Raw genomic sequence first — 17,010 nt, forward strand, 5'->3', positions numbered from 1 at the left:
ACCGCCACCTCACGCGAAGGTGCCGAGCAGCCGCCCGTACACGCCGAACACCCCGAGCACCAGCGGGAACAGAGCGATCACACCGACCGACTCCAGTACGTCGCCGGCCCTGCGCAGTCGTACCCGCACATGCTCGGCGGGCTGCACGGCCAGCACACCCAACGGCACCACGGCCAGCACCACCAGCACGGCGAGCGGAGCAGTGGCCCCGGAGTGCTCCAGCCACAACCAGGCCAGCCGCAGTGCCACCGCCATGGAGGCCGCGAGGAGTGCGACGACCTGCCCGACCAGCGGGTAGGCACGCGCTCGCAAGGCGAGGACGAGCGTGACGGCCGCCGCCAGCAGTACGGTCCACACCGTCACCGCGCGCACTGCCAGCACCCCGGCGACGGCACCGGAGGCCGCGGTGACGACCGTCGCCAGCGCCAGTCCCCGATGCGTGGCGGCCAACGCGGTCGCCACCTGGTAACGACTGACCGACGCCCCGGCCGAGCGCCGGTCGTCCAACCCGGACAGCCCCGACGCCGCCAAGGCCAGCCGGGGCAGTACCCCCAGCGCCACCACGGACACCACCGCGAGCAGTGCCCCGGCGCGCGCGGACCTGGCGGCGCTCGCCCCGCCGGACTGGAGGGCGAGCGCGACCTCCCAGCAGGCCCCGGCCCCGGCGAGCGCCCCGGCACCGACCATGGCACCCCGCCCGAACGGCGAGAACCAGCCGAGCAGCACCAACGCCGCCACGACAACGGCGAGCACACCGGCCAACCGCACGGTCCCCGAACACCCTTGGGCACCGGCGAGCGACCACACGCCCTGCACACCCACGACGGCGCCGACGACGACCAGAGCGGCGGCAAGCCCCTTGCGCCCTGCCCGACCCAACAGCGCACCGGCCACCGCAGCCACGGCCGCGCTCACGAGGAGCGCCACTCCGGCGGCCTCAGCCGCAAACCCTTCCCGCGTCATGAACCCGGCGGCCAACGCCCACACCGCACTCGCACCGGCTGCCACGATCCGCCGCGCCCGCGCGTCCCAGCGCCAGGCCCGCACATCCAGATCGCCGGCCGCCTCATCACTCACGTCGTGGACCACCGGAGCGGACGGCGCATCCTCGACACGCACCAGCCGCAGCACGGCTCCGTCAGGCACCCCCGCCGACTCCAGCGACGCGTCCGGCTCCAGAACACTGCCGTCCGCCGTCACGAGATGACGGGCCTGCGGCCGCTCACCCACCCTGTCGTCGAGAAGCCGCATCACCTCGGGCAACAGCAGCCCGACCGGCTCCCGGGACGGCAGCACCAGATCCACCCGGCGCCGCTCACCGACCAGGGTTATGCGGCTCAGCGCCGTACGGCTCACAGTCCCCCCGGATATCACGCGTTCGAACCTATCATCGGCCTGAATCCGCACTCGGAGGCGTCTTGGCGGCCGGAGCGGACGGCGTCGACGCAGGCACAGAAGTCCCGTACGGCGCCTTCCCGATCACCCGGTGCGAAACGAACGACCACCCCACGCACCCGGCACACACCACGGCAGCGATGACGACACCCGCGAACGCCTTCCCCAGCCGCTCGTCCACCGTCCGCCGCTGCCGCTGCGCCCCGAACAGCACGGCGTCACGCAGCCGTCGACGCCGCACCGCCACGGACTCGAGGAGTTGGCTGTCGTAATCCTGGGCTGACATGGCTCAATTCCTCGTAATTGCCCGGGCTGCAGGGATGCATGAGTGCGCGAGTACGGTCGAACATGCTCTCCCATATCGCGTTGCAGGCGCAACGCGGAATGGGGTGGAGTGGCCGGATCTCACTCATGACGGCATGCCGGGGCCGTAGACGGTGAACTGAGGAAACGGTCAGCAGCGCAGGCCGACGATGCCCCAGCCACGACGTTCCGCCTCCGTGACGATCTCTCCCCAGTCGGTGAGAAGGTCGGCAAACGATTCGAAGGTGTTGATCCATCCGTCGGACGCAGCGGCGTACTGATTGAACGGCTCGTGCAGACCGTCCATTTGGGGTGCCGCCTGCCGCCACCATCCGGCGATCAGCGGCACGTGATCGGGCGGACACCACAGCAACAGGTCCGCGTCCCAGGTGCACGACTGCTCCGGAATTCCCGAACCGACCCCGGTGGTGTCCTCCAGACGGTGCCAGAACAGCACGTCGTTGAACCGGTCAAGCACCTCGCGCATTTGGGGCTCGACGAAGTCGCGCATGTGGTCCCAGCGGTGACCGGCCCAGAAGTGCGGCTTGTACGAACCGAGCGTGTTCCGAAAGGCGTACCTGCGGTACCAGTCCTCACCCGGCTGCGTGGACCACGACCAGCCATGCTCGAAGAGGTCGTCGCTGTACGCCTCTCCGAACGCCGCCTCGCTCAGCAGCTCTTCCCGGTCGCCGGGCGCTGCCGCCTCCACCCGTGGCCAGTCCACGATCAGCACCTCTATCGCCACACCCATCACGCCAGGGTAGGACAGGGAGACGACGTTGATCAGCGCGACGCATGTGGGGAACCTGGCTCTGGGCTCGGTCACGCCTCCAACTCGATGGGCTCCACGAAATGGTCGAACTCGCCTGCACGGACGCCGAGTGCGAAGGCTTCCCACTTGGGGCGGTCGGTGGTGACGACGACGGCTGGGGCATCGGTGTTGCGGAGGTGGAGGGTGTCCGCATCGCCGACGGTGACCTCGATCGAGGGGCGGCTGGGGTGTGGTTCGTTCTTCAGTGCGGCGAGGAGAGTGGCGAAGGCGACGGGGGTGGCGGTGAGTATGGAGCCGGTGGGGTCGCTGCTTTCGGTTATGTGGATGACTTCGGGGGTGGCGGCGACGTGGACGCAAGCCTCGCCCTCGGAGCAGTAGGACGACTTCTGCCAGCTCGGATTCATAGGTGTTCTTTCACAGCTCTCGCATCACGCCATGGATGAGGTCGCGGGTCTTCTCGGGGCCGAGGGCGACGGCCCGGACCCGCTCGAAGAGTGTCCGGTACTTCTGCAACTGGGCTTCGGCGTCGAGGAACGCGGGACCGTGGGACTGGTCGAGGTAAACGGTGTCCAGCTGCGGTACCGGGCCGTGCGCGTAGTAGATCGACTGCCCGGAACCCGGGTAGGCGCCGACGCTGAAGGTAATGGATCGCAGTGTGATGTGGTCGCGTTCGCCAATGTCGAGGATGTGCTGCAGCTGCTGCCTGGCGACTGAGGAGCCACCGACCTCCATGCGCAGGGCTGCCTCGTGGATGATCGCCTCGTACGGGCCGGGGTTGTCCTCGCGATAGAGGATCGCCTGTCGCTTGATGCGGAACGAGAGCCGGTGCTCGATCTCGGGCGGCGAGAGCTCGATGACCGCCTGGCGGAAGATCTCACGCGCGTAGTCGTGGGTCTGGAGAAGCCCTGGGATGCGGGCTGTGTTGGCCGCTCGCAATGATTGGGCGTGGTGCTCCAACTCGGCCAGGTCGAGGAGTGCGTTGGGGAGCAGCTTTCGGTACTCCTCCCACCAGCCGCGCTTGCGGTCCGGTGTCATCGCGACGAGCCCCTCGACGAGGGCCTTGTCCGAGCAGTCGTAGCGGCAGGCGATGGTGCGCAGACGATCAGGGCTCACACCGTGGCGGCCGGCCTCCATGTTGCTGACCTGGTTCTGCTTGATCCCGAGTAGTTGCGCGGCCTGGGTCGAGGTCAGGCCTGCGCGCTCGCGCAACTTCCGTAGTTCGGCCCCCAGCCGAAGTTGACGGCCGGTGGGAGCGCTTCTCATGGCCAACGTTCGTCTCCTGGGTCACCCACACGCGTGAACGTCAAAGCTATTTAGGCTTCTAGGTCTAACAACTTACAACTTGCCGCTACCTTCGTTCATAGGCGCCCTCGCTCAGAAGCGCACCGTCCGACGGGGTGGCAGGCCACTGGGCAACCCACCGCACGTACCCAACTTCTCTCAGCAGTCGGAGACTTCCATGGTCACCGTATCCCCGTCCTGGGCCTACACCCTTCACCTCCCGCACGATCCACGCGCACCGGGGATCGCCCGTGCGACCCTCCGCACGGTCCTGGCCGCCCACGGCCTCACCCAACTCATTCCTACTGCCGAGCTGTTGGCATCCGAACTGCTCACCAACGCCCATCTCCACACCCGGGGTCCCTATGCCCTGCGCGTACTGCCGATGGAACCCGGTCGACTTCGGCTCGCCGTATGGGACACGGACCCGAGGGTGCCGCCCGGGTTCGTCGACAACGGGCTGCCGTCCGCCCTGCCGCCGGATGACGTCGAGAACGGCCGCGGGCTGCATCTCGTACGGGCCTGTGCGAATGCCGTCGGGGTATCGGTGCTGCGGGAGCTGGGCGCGTCGAAGGGCGGGAAGCTGTTGTGGGCCGAGTGTCAGTGACGTGTGCGGAGCGTGACGTGGTGACTGCTTCGCCTGATCGGGTGAGTGGGAGGCCTCTTCCCTGGTCAGCCGTATCGCCATACCTACTGTGATCACGCTGTTCGGTCTTCCGCCTGCGCAGCGAATGGAGTTCGGCTGGGCGTCGTCGGCCTGCACTGCTGATCGCCACCAGGGTTCGCCGTTCGCTTTCCGCTAGCCGGATGAGCGGCAGTGCCCAGGTGATGGCTTCCATCTTGGATGCCGACTGCTTTTAGACTGGATCACGAATGTTGGCTACGGGGAGCGGGAAAGTGCGAATAGAACGGCACCAGGTCAGCGAGGCTATGGTCTCAGCGGCTTGTGACGACTTCGCCAACAGGATCGGCCGTCAGGTCCGGTCCCTGTCGAAGGCCGGTCCGGTGACCGCCTTCGACTGGGGACTGCTCGCCGAGGAGTTCCTCGACTACCTGGGCGCACTCTCCGTCGAGACTCCTGATCTCCACACTCCGGAAGCCAAGGCTGTGCTCGAGGACGCCACAGAGGCCGCCGCCGGAGCCGTTGCATACGCGGCCTACTTCCCGCACAACCACTTTCAGGTATTCCTCAACTACGTGAACTGGGGGCTGGACTACGAGCCGCGGTCCGAGGGACGCCCCGAGTCCGTCTCCCTGTCCGAGTGGCTCGATGCCTTCTGCCTGGCCGTCCTCACGGACAAGGCCGAATGGCACGGCGAAGCCTTCCACTTCGCCCGCCAGGAACAGCAGAAGGCTCAGGCCGGCCGCCCCGACTCCGAGCTTGTCAACGGATTCATGGCCTATGTCATCGGTGACACCGGAGACGACGATGCCGACTACCCTCCCTCGCGAGAGGAGAAGCTCGCGGCGATCGATGCGGCGATCGCCCGGGTCCGGTCTTTTGACAGTGAGACGGCGGAAGGGCTCCTCGACCGCCCGTACAGCATCGGCCTGTTTGCCTTGCGTGCCCTGGCCGCCCGGGAGCAGGAGGTGTTCCGCACTGCTGTGGTACGGCTGCTGGTCCCGTATACCTCGTTCCCCGCGCAGGGGACCCCACCGAGAAACCTGCTGCCGCTTCTCCCGATCGCATTGACGGCCCTTGCCTACCGTCGAGAGGGCTGGCCTCTGCCTGTCGACACCGACTACCTGCCGCGCGCCCTGGTAACCGGTTTCGAGACTGCGGGGCCGAGAGTGGGGGCGTATGGACGAAACCGACGCAAAGACGCTCTTATCGAACTTGCTGACGACCCCGTCGAGTTCGAACGAGCGATACGCCCGAATCCCCTGATCCCCGAGAACGAAGCCCTGTTCGACAAGCACACCAGAGAAGCCTTCACTCCGGTGCCCGGAGAGCAACTTGCCGCCTGGGAACTGGCGCACGCCATGACCAACCAGGAAATCCTCTTCAAGGCCCGCGCCGCGCACTCCACCGACGCCACCGACCTCCAGTTCGCAAACCTGCACCTCGCCGCGCAGTTGGGCGCCGCACTCTTCCGTACGACACTGGCCGAACCCGGCACCGACGTCGAAGTGACCATCGACGGCACGACGGTCATGTTCCTCGCAGACCACGACGAGGATGCTGGGCCCAGTACCTGGCACACAGCGGTGAATCTCGCCCTGATCACAGGCCGACGCCAAGACCTGGCGCCGCTGATTCTCGCCGGCCCGGCACGGGTCGTACAAGACAGGTCCATCTTCGCCTCGTACCGTCAGGCCCTGCACGACTACCTACGTGGCGAGGATCCCGAACCAGCTACCAGCCGCGCCCTGCGCGACTGCGAGAAGGCGAAGAACCAGACCTTCCTGCCGCCGCCGGCGGTGCTTTTCTCCCAACTGGTGGAAGGTGACGAGGAGAGCTTCAATCTGGCCCTCCTCGACGCGCTCGAAGCACACCGCGACCACCATCAGATCGCCGACCGCGCCACCAACCCCGACGCCGCGATCAACCTCGACATCCTGGCTTTGACCTGCCACGCCCGCCGCCGGGGCTGGACGATCAGGGTCACGTCTCCCTATCTGCCGCCCCGCATCCTCCAGGCAGCGGAACCTTTTTGAGGTTCTGAGGGTGGGTGAAGCACGTCATCACCCATCAACCGGCAATCCATTCCTGGCCTCCGCCAAGAACACCGCCCACCGGGGACGCACCGAACACGAGCAGCGGCCGTCCGGGACCTCGCTGTCCCCGGCCGACACAAGGCCAGCGCAGCCACCGGCGGCCTCGACGCAGTTGTTGGCTCCCCCGTCGCTGTAGCTCGGCTTGCGCCAGACGGCGATGCTGATGTCGGGGTGTGCTTCATGATCTGAGCTCCTCCAGGCCGCGCGCAAACGCGCAGAAGCCTCGGGGAAGCGGCGACGGGCCATGCTACGTAGCCCCGAAAGCCCAAGTCGGCATCACCTGTGCGGCCGTTGATGGCGCACCGCGACCAGTCCAACTCGCCACTCCGTCGAGCCGGTCCAGCACCACGCGATGCAGCTTGGCCCACACCCGGCCCTGGTACCAATCTGAGAAGCGCCGCTGGACCGTTTGCCAGGAGGCACTGAAGACCGGTGGCGGTTGCCGCCAGCTATCGCGCGGTCATCACGTCGCCGCCGACCCCGACCCTGGGCGCGTACCGGTGGCTCCGGCACCACATCCTGGAAGATCTCCCACAGCCCGTCCGGCACCAGCCGCTCAACTATGCCCATGCCGGACGAACGCGTCACAGTCAATCAAGACACCGTCATAATCAGGTGGAAAAAGTCTCACCCACCCTCGCCAGCCTGCGAGGTAAGGCCCAGGTTGAGTTCCGCTGTAGCCAGCATGCGGACGATCTCGATCGGGAGATCGGTAAATTCCGTCCTCGCGAGCTCGAGAGGATCTATCCGACGGGTCTGTCCATCGAACCCGGTTGCTTTGATGACATAGCGGTATCCACGGGGTGCTGATGAGTCGTCTTCGACAACCCACTGTGCGTCGTACTTCTGGATGAGGAAGTCGGCGATGTAGCACACCAAGTCCGCGTGCAGCGTGATCCAGTCGGCCTGCTCTAATTCGTTGAGTGAGGCGCGTGAGACCCAGTCCTGCAGGGCTGGAATGAGACTCATAGGTAACGGGTGTAGATCTCAGGGGGCACCCCGAGCATGTCCGCTACTTCTACGATGGTCCGGCGTCCCCATCAACCCATTCTTGGAGATCTGGACTACTCACGTTCACTGTTCGACATCATGGGTGTCTCCCAGCCGCCAACTCCTTGTCGGCCGGCCGTGCTCGTCCCACTCGTGTTCTTCGCGGAGCGTGAGGCCGTCATCGTCGAAAACTTTCCGCGATGCCAACACTCCATTCGGATGCCACTCTTTGAACTCCCGCGGGGCACGCCATTACGCACGGTTCCCTCTGATCGGAGGGTTCCATCTTTGTACCACTCGTGCGAACGGACGTCCTGAAGCCCGTCGACGTAGACATCCAAACTCACAAGGCTACCGGCGAGGTGCTCCGTCACCTCGCCGGTAAATCGCCTTGCCCGGTAGGGCAGGCGCTGCGTATCATCTATGTCCACTTCCGGATCATCGATGTCGATTCGCTGAGCGGCATTCATTAGGGGATCCGCTCGCTGTTTGTTCAAGAGGATGGTCAGCCCACGTCTGGGGTAACGTGCAGCATAACCTCCGCATTGGCGATCATGCGTGTGATCTCGATAGGCAGGTTCTGGAACTCTTCCATCACCACGTCATAGGGCTCGACGCGATGCATATCTCCGTCGAGGCCCTCAGCCTCGATGAGGTAACGGAATCCTGCAGGAGAACTCGCGTCTACCACTTTGATCCAGGTCCCACCACGTCGACGAACGAGTACGTCACCGAGGAATGAGGTGAGATCGGTGTGCAGCGTGATCCAGTCTGACTGCTCGAATTCATCGAGCGGGAGTCGCGAGACATAATTCTCCAGAGCAGGAAGAATTGCCAACGGGTCCGCGTCAAACTGGTCACTCGGGACACTCAGCATCGAAGCAAGATGCCGTGCGTTCTGGAGCGCACCTTCCGCCCAGCCCTCAGCCGCAGCAGCCAACTCATTTGGTGTCTTGTTCTGCATTCGGATTAGCCTTTCAAGTCGGCCTGTGAACAGCTACTTCTTAGGCGTTGGGCCGTACTCGAGGAAGATTATTTTTGCCTCTATGAGGTAGTCCCGCAGCTCTTTCGAGGGGCCCGCATGAGTGAACGACCAACGTGGATCATATCGTGGGTCCCTGCGGCGCAGCGCGATGTCTTTGTGGATCTGTTCCTTGATGTGCTTACTCAACGGAACTTCACCCTTCACGGCTTGCTTGGACCCATCGTGCAAGGTGATCGTCCGGTACTCCCTGTACGTCTTCACCTCAACGGCAAGAGTGCGTCCATCGGGCATGTCCACCGGCACGTCGACCTTGCGCCCACCCTTGGCTGTGACGGGGTACTTGGGGTGTTGGTTCGTGGCAACCGGATAGTGACGCTCTGCGCCGCCACCGTACATCTGGCGGTGGAACTCCTCCCCGTTCACCCAGCGAGTACGGGGATGATGAGCCTTCCGCACAGCGTCCAGAGTGAGTGGACCGTCCGCCGGAAGCAGCGCTGGCCTGGTCAGGTCCGCGTTGTGTCCAGCGTAGGGGTCCGCTGAAGCCGCAGCTGTAGCAGATGATGTGCCCTCGCCGCTCTCGTGGCCTGTCGACTCATTCGGGGGGTCCTCGTCGCCGGACTGACGCTCCTCGCCACCGTGGTGATCAGCTTCGTCTTGAGCCGACGGTCCGGTCTTCTCTTCAGGGAGGCTTCCATGGGAGGGACTGGCATCCCTGAGACCATGGGCAGGTCCATGTGGCCTCTCGCCATGCCACGATCCTGCCGACGTGCCTGACGAACCAGAACCCGACGATGGACCCTCGACGGTTGCAGTGGAGGCTGGACGAGTCGGAGAAACGTCGCCAGCGTTAGCGTGCCCTGCGCCTGTGCCGCTGCTCGAATGGCCAGCGGAGCGCGACTCGGTCTGGGCGGCAGTACCTGCATGTTCAGCGCGTGACGTCGAGTCGACCGTGCTTGGTTCCTGTCCCCGCATCGGCGTGTGCTCCGGTGCGGCCTCCGAGGTGAGGGATCGTTCCTGCTTCGTTGTATCGGCAGCCGAGCGCGTCACCGAATGAGCGCCAACGGGTTCGGGCTGTCGTGCGGGGGCTTCGGTGTGGGGCGATGGCGTGTGGAGCCGGGCGCGGTCATTGGCACTGGGTTCGTGTGCGGCTTCGTCCGCGTGCTGGCGGAGCCTGCCCTCGGCGTCGAAGATGTGGCCGCCCTTGACCATGTAGACGAGGTTGCCCTTGGCGTCAACGTACGGAACGGCGTCGTGCGGGATCTTGGGCGACCGGAGTGCGTCTGCCTGCTTGAGCAGGTCGGCTGTTGCGCCGGTGTGGAGGTTCTTGAGGGTGGTGAACGTGTCGCCGACCCTGACGAAGGCGAACTTGCCTGCCTTGCCGGCATACGTCACGGGGTCGAGGGCCCGGCCGGCCTTGCCCACGGTCGACAGGGCGCGGGCGGCGGCTCCGGCCCTGCCTGCGTCGGAGGCCGCGGCGCCGGCTCCGTCGGTGCCGAGGGCGGTCAGGATGTTGAAGCCGGCGGCGCCGGCCGCGCGGGCGGGGTTGGTCTTCCACTGGTCGTAGGCGACCATCCCCTTCACGGACTGTTTGTAGGCGGTGCGGGAGTCGCGCAGCCAGGAGGGGAGCCGGTCGTCGGGGGTCAGCCACCAGGTGCCGAGGGTGGCGGTGGTGAGGGAGGAGGCGGTGGCGACTTTGGCGAGGCTCTTCCACGCCTCGCCGGCCTCGCCCCAGCCGTCCTTGCCGAACAGCGTGCCGATGCCCTTGATGGTGCCGATCACGCCATCGTCCCAGACGCCGTGCCACACCTGCTTGCCCTGGTGGACCAGCCAGGCCAGGCCCTCGTACTCGCGCTCGGCCGGGGCGCCCCACGGGGTTTCGGGCGCGTGGTCGAGGTCCTCGGCCGTGTAGCCGTACATGTTCTCGCCGTGCGAGCCGTCGTCGGCGGTCAGCGGGGTGCCGCCGATCAGGGCCATGATCTTGCCATAGGCGGTGCGTTCGGCGGCCATGAAGGCGGCGACAGTGTGGTTGACGTCGTACCACAGGGCGTTGTTGTGGTTGCGCTTGTCCTCGTCCTTGTGCCAGTCGTCGTCGCCCTGCACCGAGTTCACGAACGCGGTGGCGTCCGCCTTGAGCGCGTCCAGCTTCTTCACCAGAGGCTGGACTTCGGTGCTGTAGTCCGACAGAGCGGAGGCGACCTTCTCCAGGTCGTCGGCGAACGCGTCCGACTTCGTCTGTACCGGCAGCGTGGTGGCGAACAGGTCTTCCGCCTCGGGCGCGCTGTAGAACGCGGACAGGCCCTGGAAGGTGGTGTGCACGTCCGAGCCCGACGCGCGGAACTGACCCGCGTCCGCGGTCAGCAGCATCACATCGGTGTCGAGTGTGGCCAGGTCGCCGATGAAGTGCGGTATGCCGGAGGGGTTGATCAGCTTCTCGGTCACGACGAACCGCCCTGAGTGCGGTGCCCGGTTCCGCCCTTGCCCGGCATGTCGATCTTCGGCTCCTGGGCCGCCGTGTGCTGGGCGTTCGCCGCCTGTTCCAGATCGCCTTTCACGTACTCGCCGGTGGCCTGGTCCGCCCCGTGCATCGACCTCGAGGCGCGCTTGGCGATGTAGAGCAGGTCAGGGCTCCAGTGCTGCAGGAATTGGGCCAGTGCCGAACCGACCTCCCCCGCGGTGCTGGTGTAAGGCCCGTACTGACTGGTGAGGGTGCCCGCCGCGTCGGCGGCCTCCCGAAGGTTGTCCTGCATGGCGCTGTGCGCGTCCGACAGGTTCTTCGCCGCGGTTCCCGTCTTGGACAGCACGCTGTACACCCCGGCCGGGTCGATGTCCCACCCCGTCACGACAGTCCCCTCATCCTCCGTAACTCCCGCGCCCCTGGCTCAGGTGGCCGGTTCCCCGTCGTCCGTCAGCCGATGTTCGCGACCGCGGCCCGGGCCTTGGCCAGCGTGGACTGGGCGGTGGAGTCGTTCTGCTCCAGCGTGGTGCGCACCAGATGGATGATGGTGCGCACCTCGTGCGCGGCCTTGTGCCAGCGGACCTCCTTGCCGTGGTACTCGTCCGAGACCCCGTCGGCCTGGAAGTCGGCCATCGCGGCCTTCACAGCCCGGTCGCGGTCGGACAGCACACTCTCCAGCTGGGCGATCACGGCCGCCAGGCTCATCTGCACCTCGGCCGAGGCGTCGGTGTCGTACGAACGGCGGTCCTGGTTCTGGCCCACAGTCAGATCCCCCTCGGAGGCTCGAAAGGTCGGAACTCGAAAGAACGGTGGCGGTGCACGTGAAGGTGAACGTTTCGGCGACTGACCGTCAGCGCGCGCCGAACCGGGCGGCGGTGAAGTTGGCCGCGCCCATGTTCTGGTGGGAGTTGTCCTGCATCTCCACATCACCGGAGCCGAACGCGGTGTCCATACCGGACTGGCCGCCCAGGATCGCGTCGAGCGAACCGTTCAGATCGTTCGTGATCTGGTCCGCGTGCGCCTTGAACCGGTCGAACGCGGCCTTGCCCGCCCCGTTGAACTTGCCTTCCAGCGGCTCCGACGCCTGGATGAGCAACTTGATCAGCGTGCCCAGGTCCTCGATGGAGCCGCCCGTGCTCTTGCCGAGTTCCGACAGGGTCGTCGACCCCATGTCGAACTTCATGCACCCACCCCCGTATGTGCGTTGTGCGCTCATCGAACACCCTCTCGCATCGCGCATTGCACACGCAACGCGGTATGGGTGGAAGTGGCGTGATCTCGTCATGAGCGGACGCGAAGGGAGGCTCTTCTCTTCCGGTTCGCCCACAACCCTGTGGACGAAAGCCGCTCACCGCCCGCTCACCACCCCGTCAGCAGCAGGTGATTGAGGAGCAGCGCGAGCACCGCCTGTGCGGTGAGCCAGGCCCGGGGGCGGGGCAGGTACGCGCACGCCGGCAGCAGCCACATCGCGAACGGCAGCCAGATGCGCTCGGTCTCGGCCTTGCTCATCCCGGACAGGTCGGCGACGAGGAGCGCGAGGAGGGCGGCGGAGACGAGGACCGCCAGGCGGACGGCGGCGTGGTCGGTGCGGTGGGTGAGGGCCGTGGCCGTGCGGCGCAGGCCCGCCGCCGTCGCCAGGCCCGTGATCAGGACCGTGCAGGCCAGGTTGGCCCACACCCAGTAGCCGTAGGGGCGTTTGCCGCCGACGCCCTGGTAGTAGCGGGTCACCAACAGGTGGTACGCCGTCCACCAGTTGAAGCCCGCGAGCGTGAACGCCAGCGGGACGACGGCGAGTCCGGCGAGGTAGGCCAGGAGGAGCGCCGGGCGCTCGCGTACCCCGTCCCGGCCCAGCAGCAGCACCGCCGCCGCGACGAGGGCGAAGAGCGTGAGGCCGTACGACAGGTAGCAGGTCAGGCCGAGGAGCAGGCCGGAGGCGGCCGCCCAGGGCAGGGTGCGTCGTGTGACCGCGAGGGCGAGCAGGGCCACGGACCAGGCGGCCACCGCCGCGAAGTAGGCGTCGGCGGAGGTACCCAGCCAGACCGCCGCCGGGGCCAGGACCAGGAAGGGGGCCGCGCGTCGGGCCAGGGTCTCGTCCGCCAGGGCGCGGACGGCGACCAGGACCGCCACACAGGCCGTCGCTCCGACCGTCACGCACCACATCCCGGCCCAGCCGCCGCCCCGCAGCCCGATCCGGTCGAGGAGGACGAAGGTGAGCGTCGCGCCCGGCGGGTGACCGGCGACATGGGCCGGCCAGGGGGCGGGGGTCCCGCTGACGATGTGGTGGGTGAAGTCCCGCAGGGTGGCCGGGATGTCGTGGAAGCGGCCGATGACCCGGAGGTACTCCTCGCGGGTGGTGAGGCGGACCGCGACGCCCTGCTGCCAGCCGTCGACCAGGGCGAGGGAGAGGATCCAGGCCATGGCCGACCCCCAGGCCGTCACCAGCAGGGCGCGCCACGGCAGCCGGGCGGCCAGGGCAGGGCCGTACGCCACGCCGGCCGCCGCGAGGACGACGGCGGCCGGGGTGCCCGGGCCCACGTGCGGGTCCCACTCGGCCAGTACGGGCGGCCAGTGCACGAAGAGGATCCGGTAGGTGTCCTGGAGGTGGCGGCCGACCAGGACGGCCGCCGTCACGAGCAGGGCGGCGGCCCCGGCGGCGTACAGATCACGGCGGAGGGAGCGGGTCACGTCGGCACGTTAGGCCGCACGGCCCCGCACGGGTCGTCGTACAGGCCGGACGTCAGCGTTTCGTCATGGGTCGCGCCCCCTTTCCCGGGCGTTTAGCGGCTTACGGTCGGGGCATGCGCGACCTTCCCCGACTTCCCACCTCCCCCGGTTTCTGGCGCAGCCCCCTGCGCGGCCGCTGGTTCACCTCGGTGCTCGGTCTCGTGCTGCTCGTCGGCATCACCGTGCTGTTCGTGACCGGCCTGGTGTCGTACGCGGCCTACAACCCGGACCTGCACCCGGTGAACGACACGACCCCGGACAAGGGGATCCTCGGCTTCTACCTCTTCGCGTGGCCGACCGGCCCGGTGTGGCTGTACCGGTTCACCCAGGGCCTCCACGTCATCCTCGGCATCACCCTGATCCCGGTCCTGCTGGCCAAGCTGTGGTCGGTGGTGCCGAAGCTGTTCACGCTGCCGCCGGCCCGCTCCGTGGCGCACGCGCTGGAGCGGATCTCGCTGCTGCTGCTGGTCGGCGGCGGGCTGTTCGAGTTCACGACCGGGGTGCTCAACGTCCAGCTGGACTACGTCTTCCCCGGCTCCTTCTATCCGCTGCACTTCTACGGGGCGTGGGTGTTCTTCGCCGCGTTCGTGGCGCACGCGGTGCTGAAGTCGCCGGCCGCGGTGCGGACCGTGCGGCGGCGGCTGCGGGAGGGGGACGAGAAGGACGCGGACGACCTGGTCGCGCCGGACCCCGACCCGCCCACCATGTCCCGGCGCGGGGCGCTGTGGCTGGTCGGCGGCGGCTCGCTGCTGCTGTTCCTGACCACGGTGGGGCAGAGCCTTGGCGGACCCTTCCGGCGTACGGCCCTGCTCGCGCCGCACGGCGGGGCCGACCCGGCCGGCGGCCCGAACGGCTTCCAGATCAACAAGACGGCCGCGTACGCCGGGATCGACGCCGCGGAGACCAGCGCGGAGGCCTGGCGGCTCGTCGTCACCGGCCGCACCGGAACCGTGCGCCTCAGCCGCGCCCAACTGCTGCAACTGCCCCTGCACAGCTCATCGTTGCCGATCGCCTGCGTGGAGGGCTGGTCCACCGCCGACCAGTGGTGGCGCGGGGTGCGGCTGCGGGACCTCGCGGCGCTCGTCGGGTACGACGGCTACCCGCCGGACGTGTTCGTGGAGTCCCTGCAGCGGCACGGCGCCTTCCGCCGCGCGGCCCTGCGCGCCAACCAGGTGGCCGACCCGCGTTCCCTGCTCGCCCTGTACGTCAACGGCGAGGAACTGTCCCCCGACCACGGCCACCCGGCGCGCGTCATCGTGCCCGCCGCACCCGGAGTGCTCAACACCAAGTGGGTGGCCCGGCTGAACTTCGGAGACCTGTGATGCGCCGCCTGTCTGTGATGCGCCCCCTGCCTGCGGGCAGTCCCCTGCAGATCCTGCTGCTCTGCTGCTCGTTCGCGCTCGCCGTGTACGCCGGTGTACGGCTGCTCGCCGGTGACTGGTACGGGGTGGCGCTGTGGGTCGTGGGGGCAGCCCTGCTGCACGACCTCGTTCTGGTGCCGCTGTACTCCATGGCGGACCGGGTGGTCGTGCACGGTCTCGACGCGGTCGGGCGGCGGGGGTGGGTGATGTACGTGCGGGTGCCGGCCGCGCTGTCAGGGCTGCTGCTGCTCGTGTGGTTCCCGCTGATCCTCGACCTGGTGGACCGGCGTTACCGCCTGGCCGCCGGTCAGTCCGCGAACGTCTTCCTCGGTCGCTGGCTGCTGATCAGCGCCGTCCTCTTCGGCGGCTCGGCGCTGCTGCTGGCGATGCGCGTGCGCAGGGATACGAAGCGGCGCTCGCCCGCCGTCCACTGAGCCTCCGTGCGCCACCTGGTGGCCCGGTCCGCGAGCCGGAGCAGGGCCGGGGTGCCGATCCGCGCCCACGGGAACGGGTCGCCCATCACGGCCCGCCCGTGGGTGACGTCGACGACCTGCACCCGGGTGCGCTCATCGAGGTCCAGTGGGGCGGTCTCGGCGATCAACAGACCGCCAGGGATGAGGAGTTGGGCCATCCGGTGCAGCAGGGCGCGCGGGTCGCCACCGATACCGATGTTGCCGTCCATGAGCAGGACCGTGCCCCAGCGGCCCTCGCCGGGCAGCGGGTCGAACACCGAGCGGCGCAGGGCCTGGCCGCCGACCGTGATGGTGCGGGTGACGGCCGCCTCGCTGACGTCGACGCCGAGGACGGTACGGCCCCGGGCGGCCAACTCGGCCACCAGCCGGCCCGGGCCGCAGCCGACGTCCAGGACGGCGCCCTCGCAGCGGTCCAGCACCGCCCGGTCCACCGTGTCCGCGTCGGCGCACCAGCGCTCCACCTCCAGCGGCAGCAGCCAGCCGTCGGTGCGGCGCAGGTACAGCGGGCCGCGGCCGGTGCGCAGGGCGGTGGCGTAGGGGTCGGAGGCGGCCCAGGCGGGGCCCTGCGGGGCGTTGGCCGACACCACCTCGGCCGCGCCGTCGGCGATCGTGTTCCCACCCGCACCACCCGTGACACTTTCATCGTCGGGCGTGGGTGGCCCCTGTGGGGCGGATTCACCGTCGGCGGCTGCGGCGGCTGCGGCGGTTGCGGTTGTGGCGGTTGCGGCGGCTCGGATGCGTGGAGCTGCCGTCTGGCCGGGTGCGGGCGTCATCGTGTACCGGCCGTCGTGCAGTCCGTCAGCCGGGCGGCGAAGGCGCCGTGCGGGGCGAGGGCGGCGACGGCGCGGGCGTCGGCGGCGGTGTCGACGTCCCGCAGCCGGGGCAGGTCCCGCACCCGTAGCCCGGCCGCGACCAGCCGCTCCCGCTGCACGGCCCCGGTCTCCGGCGTGGACATCGGTACGCCGCGCAGCAGCGCGGGCTCCGGGCGGGCCAGGCCCAGCGCCCAGAACCCGCCGTCCTCGGCCGGGCCGAAGTACGCGTCGCAGCCCGCGAAGTCCACGGTGAGCAGGTCCGGGGTGACCTGGGGGGTGTCCATGCCGATCAGCAGGGCCGGGCCGGCGCAGCGGGCGAAGGCGTCGGCGAGGCGGGTGTCGAGTCCGCCGGTGCACTGGGGGACGACGTCGAAGCCAGGGGGTAGCCAGGGGCCTGGCCGGCCGTCCAGCACGAGGACTCTGCGCGTGGCCGGGGTTTCGGCCACGGCCTGCAGGGTGTCGGCCAGTGAGGCTTCGGCGAGGGTTGCGGCCTGCTCGGGCGTGAAGGGCGGAGTAAGCCGCGTCTTGACCCGCCCGGGCAGGGGCTCCTTGGCGATGACGAGGAGGGTGGTCATGTGGGCCTTCCTTGGCTGGTGACCGGAGTGGGGGCTGGGCGGGGTTCGGTTTCACTTGCGGCGCCTGCGCGGCCGACGGCACCGCAACTCCTTAGGGGCGCAGGGCTGTGTCGATATGCGGCTCCGCCGCGGTGGGGGTGCCCCCTGTTCGAGCGAAGCCGAGAAC

Annotated in this window: 18 protein-coding genes and 1 pseudogene; 3 read left to right on the plus strand and 16 right to left on the minus strand. The window is 68.2% G+C overall.

Annotated features, from left to right (window positions below; genetic code table 11):
- Positions 1-9: 9 nt before the first annotated feature.
- From eccD to ACWC5O_RS32500, 5 genes are all read right to left on the minus strand, one after another.
- A complete protein-coding gene (gene eccD, locus ACWC5O_RS32480; RefSeq protein WP_450581191.1) occupies positions 10-1,374 on the minus strand; it encodes a type VII secretion integral membrane protein EccD in 1,365 nt (454 codons plus the stop codon).
- A 13-nt stretch (positions 1,375-1,387) separates the two neighbouring features.
- Positions 1,388-1,681 (minus strand): hypothetical protein, encoded by a 294-nt coding sequence (locus ACWC5O_RS32485; RefSeq protein WP_450581190.1) that lies wholly within the window; start codon positions 1,679-1,681, stop codon positions 1,388-1,390.
- 168 nt (positions 1,682-1,849) lie between these two features.
- Positions 1,850-2,431, minus strand: coding sequence for a hypothetical protein (locus tag ACWC5O_RS32490; RefSeq protein WP_450581189.1), 582 nt, complete (start codon positions 2,429-2,431; stop codon positions 1,850-1,852).
- 89 nt (positions 2,432-2,520) lie between these two features.
- Positions 2,521-2,874, minus strand: coding sequence for a DUF397 domain-containing protein (locus ACWC5O_RS32495; RefSeq protein ID WP_450581188.1), 354 nt, complete (start codon positions 2,872-2,874; stop codon positions 2,521-2,523).
- Between the two features lie 10 nt (positions 2,875-2,884).
- Positions 2,885-3,733 (minus strand): helix-turn-helix domain-containing protein, encoded by an 849-nt coding sequence (locus tag ACWC5O_RS32500; RefSeq protein ID WP_450581187.1) that lies wholly within the window; start codon positions 3,731-3,733, stop codon positions 2,885-2,887.
- A gap of 196 nt (positions 3,734-3,929) precedes the next feature.
- On the opposite strand from ACWC5O_RS32500, the gene ACWC5O_RS32505 reads away from it, so the two are divergent.
- Positions 3,930-4,358, plus strand: a complete 429-nt coding sequence (locus ACWC5O_RS32505; protein ID WP_450581186.1) for an ATP-binding protein — start codon at positions 3,930-3,932, stop codon at positions 4,356-4,358.
- Positions 4,359-4,756: 398 nt separating this feature from the next.
- Positions 4,757-6,409 carry an Imm49 family immunity protein gene (locus ACWC5O_RS32510; RefSeq protein ID WP_450581185.1) on the plus strand — a complete coding sequence of 551 codons (1,653 nt, stop codon included), beginning with the start codon at positions 4,757-4,759 and terminating at the stop codon, positions 6,407-6,409.
- Positions 6,410-6,436: 27 nt separating this feature from the next.
- Here ACWC5O_RS32510 and ACWC5O_RS32515 read toward each other — a convergent pair whose 3' ends face one another.
- The 9 genes and pseudogenes from ACWC5O_RS32515 to ACWC5O_RS32555 all read right to left on the minus strand — a co-directional run bounded on the left by ACWC5O_RS32515 (position 6,437) and on the right by ACWC5O_RS32555 (position 13,584).
- Positions 6,437-6,715 carry a DUF397 domain-containing protein gene (locus tag ACWC5O_RS32515; protein ID WP_450581184.1) on the minus strand — a complete coding sequence of 93 codons (279 nt, stop codon included), beginning with the start codon at positions 6,713-6,715 and terminating at the stop codon, positions 6,437-6,439.
- A gap of 44 nt (positions 6,716-6,759) precedes the next feature.
- A pseudogene (locus ACWC5O_RS32520) lies at positions 6,760-7,039 on the minus strand (IS5/IS1182 family transposase); the annotation flags it as partial.
- 57 nt (positions 7,040-7,096) lie between these two features.
- Positions 7,097-7,438: a hypothetical protein gene (locus ACWC5O_RS32525; protein WP_450581183.1), complete on the minus strand. Its 342-nt coding sequence runs from the start codon at positions 7,436-7,438 to the stop codon at positions 7,097-7,099.
- Between the two features lie 526 nt (positions 7,439-7,964).
- Positions 7,965-8,423 (minus strand): hypothetical protein, encoded by a 459-nt coding sequence (locus ACWC5O_RS32530; RefSeq protein WP_450581182.1) that lies wholly within the window; start codon positions 8,421-8,423, stop codon positions 7,965-7,967.
- Positions 8,424-8,456: 33 nt separating this feature from the next.
- Entirely contained in the window at positions 8,457-10,883 is a 2,427-nt protein-coding gene (locus ACWC5O_RS32535; protein WP_450581181.1) for a hypothetical protein, read from the minus strand.
- Positions 10,880-11,284 carry a DUF6507 family protein gene (locus ACWC5O_RS32540; protein ID WP_450581180.1) on the minus strand — a complete coding sequence of 135 codons (405 nt, stop codon included), beginning with the start codon at positions 11,282-11,284 and terminating at the stop codon, positions 10,880-10,882. Before ACWC5O_RS32540 ends, ACWC5O_RS32535 begins: the two co-directional genes overlap by 4 nt.
- 65 nt (positions 11,285-11,349) lie before the next feature.
- The gene (locus ACWC5O_RS32545) at positions 11,350-11,661 is read right to left on the minus strand and encodes a pore-forming ESAT-6 family protein (RefSeq protein WP_450581179.1); all 312 of its coding nucleotides are present in this window, start codon (positions 11,659-11,661) and stop codon (positions 11,350-11,352) included.
- 88 nt (positions 11,662-11,749) lie between these two features.
- The gene (locus ACWC5O_RS32550) at positions 11,750-12,082 is read right to left on the minus strand and encodes a hypothetical protein (RefSeq protein WP_450581178.1); all 333 of its coding nucleotides are present in this window, start codon (positions 12,080-12,082) and stop codon (positions 11,750-11,752) included.
- A gap of 176 nt (positions 12,083-12,258) precedes the next feature.
- A complete protein-coding gene (locus tag ACWC5O_RS32555; RefSeq protein ID WP_450581177.1) occupies positions 12,259-13,584 on the minus strand; it encodes a hypothetical protein in 1,326 nt (441 codons plus the stop codon).
- Positions 13,585-13,649: 65 nt separating this feature from the next.
- On the opposite strand from ACWC5O_RS32555, the gene ACWC5O_RS32560 reads away from it, so the two are divergent.
- Complete coding sequence (locus ACWC5O_RS32560) at positions 13,650-14,945, plus strand: molybdopterin-dependent oxidoreductase (protein ID WP_450581176.1); 1,296 nt, start codon at positions 13,650-13,652, stop codon at positions 14,943-14,945.
- Positions 14,946-15,291: 346 nt separating this feature from the next.
- Here the strand turns inward: ACWC5O_RS32560 and ACWC5O_RS32565 are convergent, their stop codons facing one another.
- Positions 15,292-16,041: a class I SAM-dependent methyltransferase gene (locus tag ACWC5O_RS32565; protein WP_450581175.1), complete on the minus strand. Its 750-nt coding sequence runs from the start codon at positions 16,039-16,041 to the stop codon at positions 15,292-15,294.
- Between the two features lie 185 nt (positions 16,042-16,226).
- The gene (locus ACWC5O_RS32570) at positions 16,227-16,844 is read right to left on the minus strand and encodes a TIGR04282 family arsenosugar biosynthesis glycosyltransferase (protein WP_450581174.1); all 618 of its coding nucleotides are present in this window, start codon (positions 16,842-16,844) and stop codon (positions 16,227-16,229) included.
- Positions 16,845-17,010: the final 166 nt, after the last annotated feature.

This window comes from Streptomyces sp. NPDC001450, assembly GCF_053597295.1.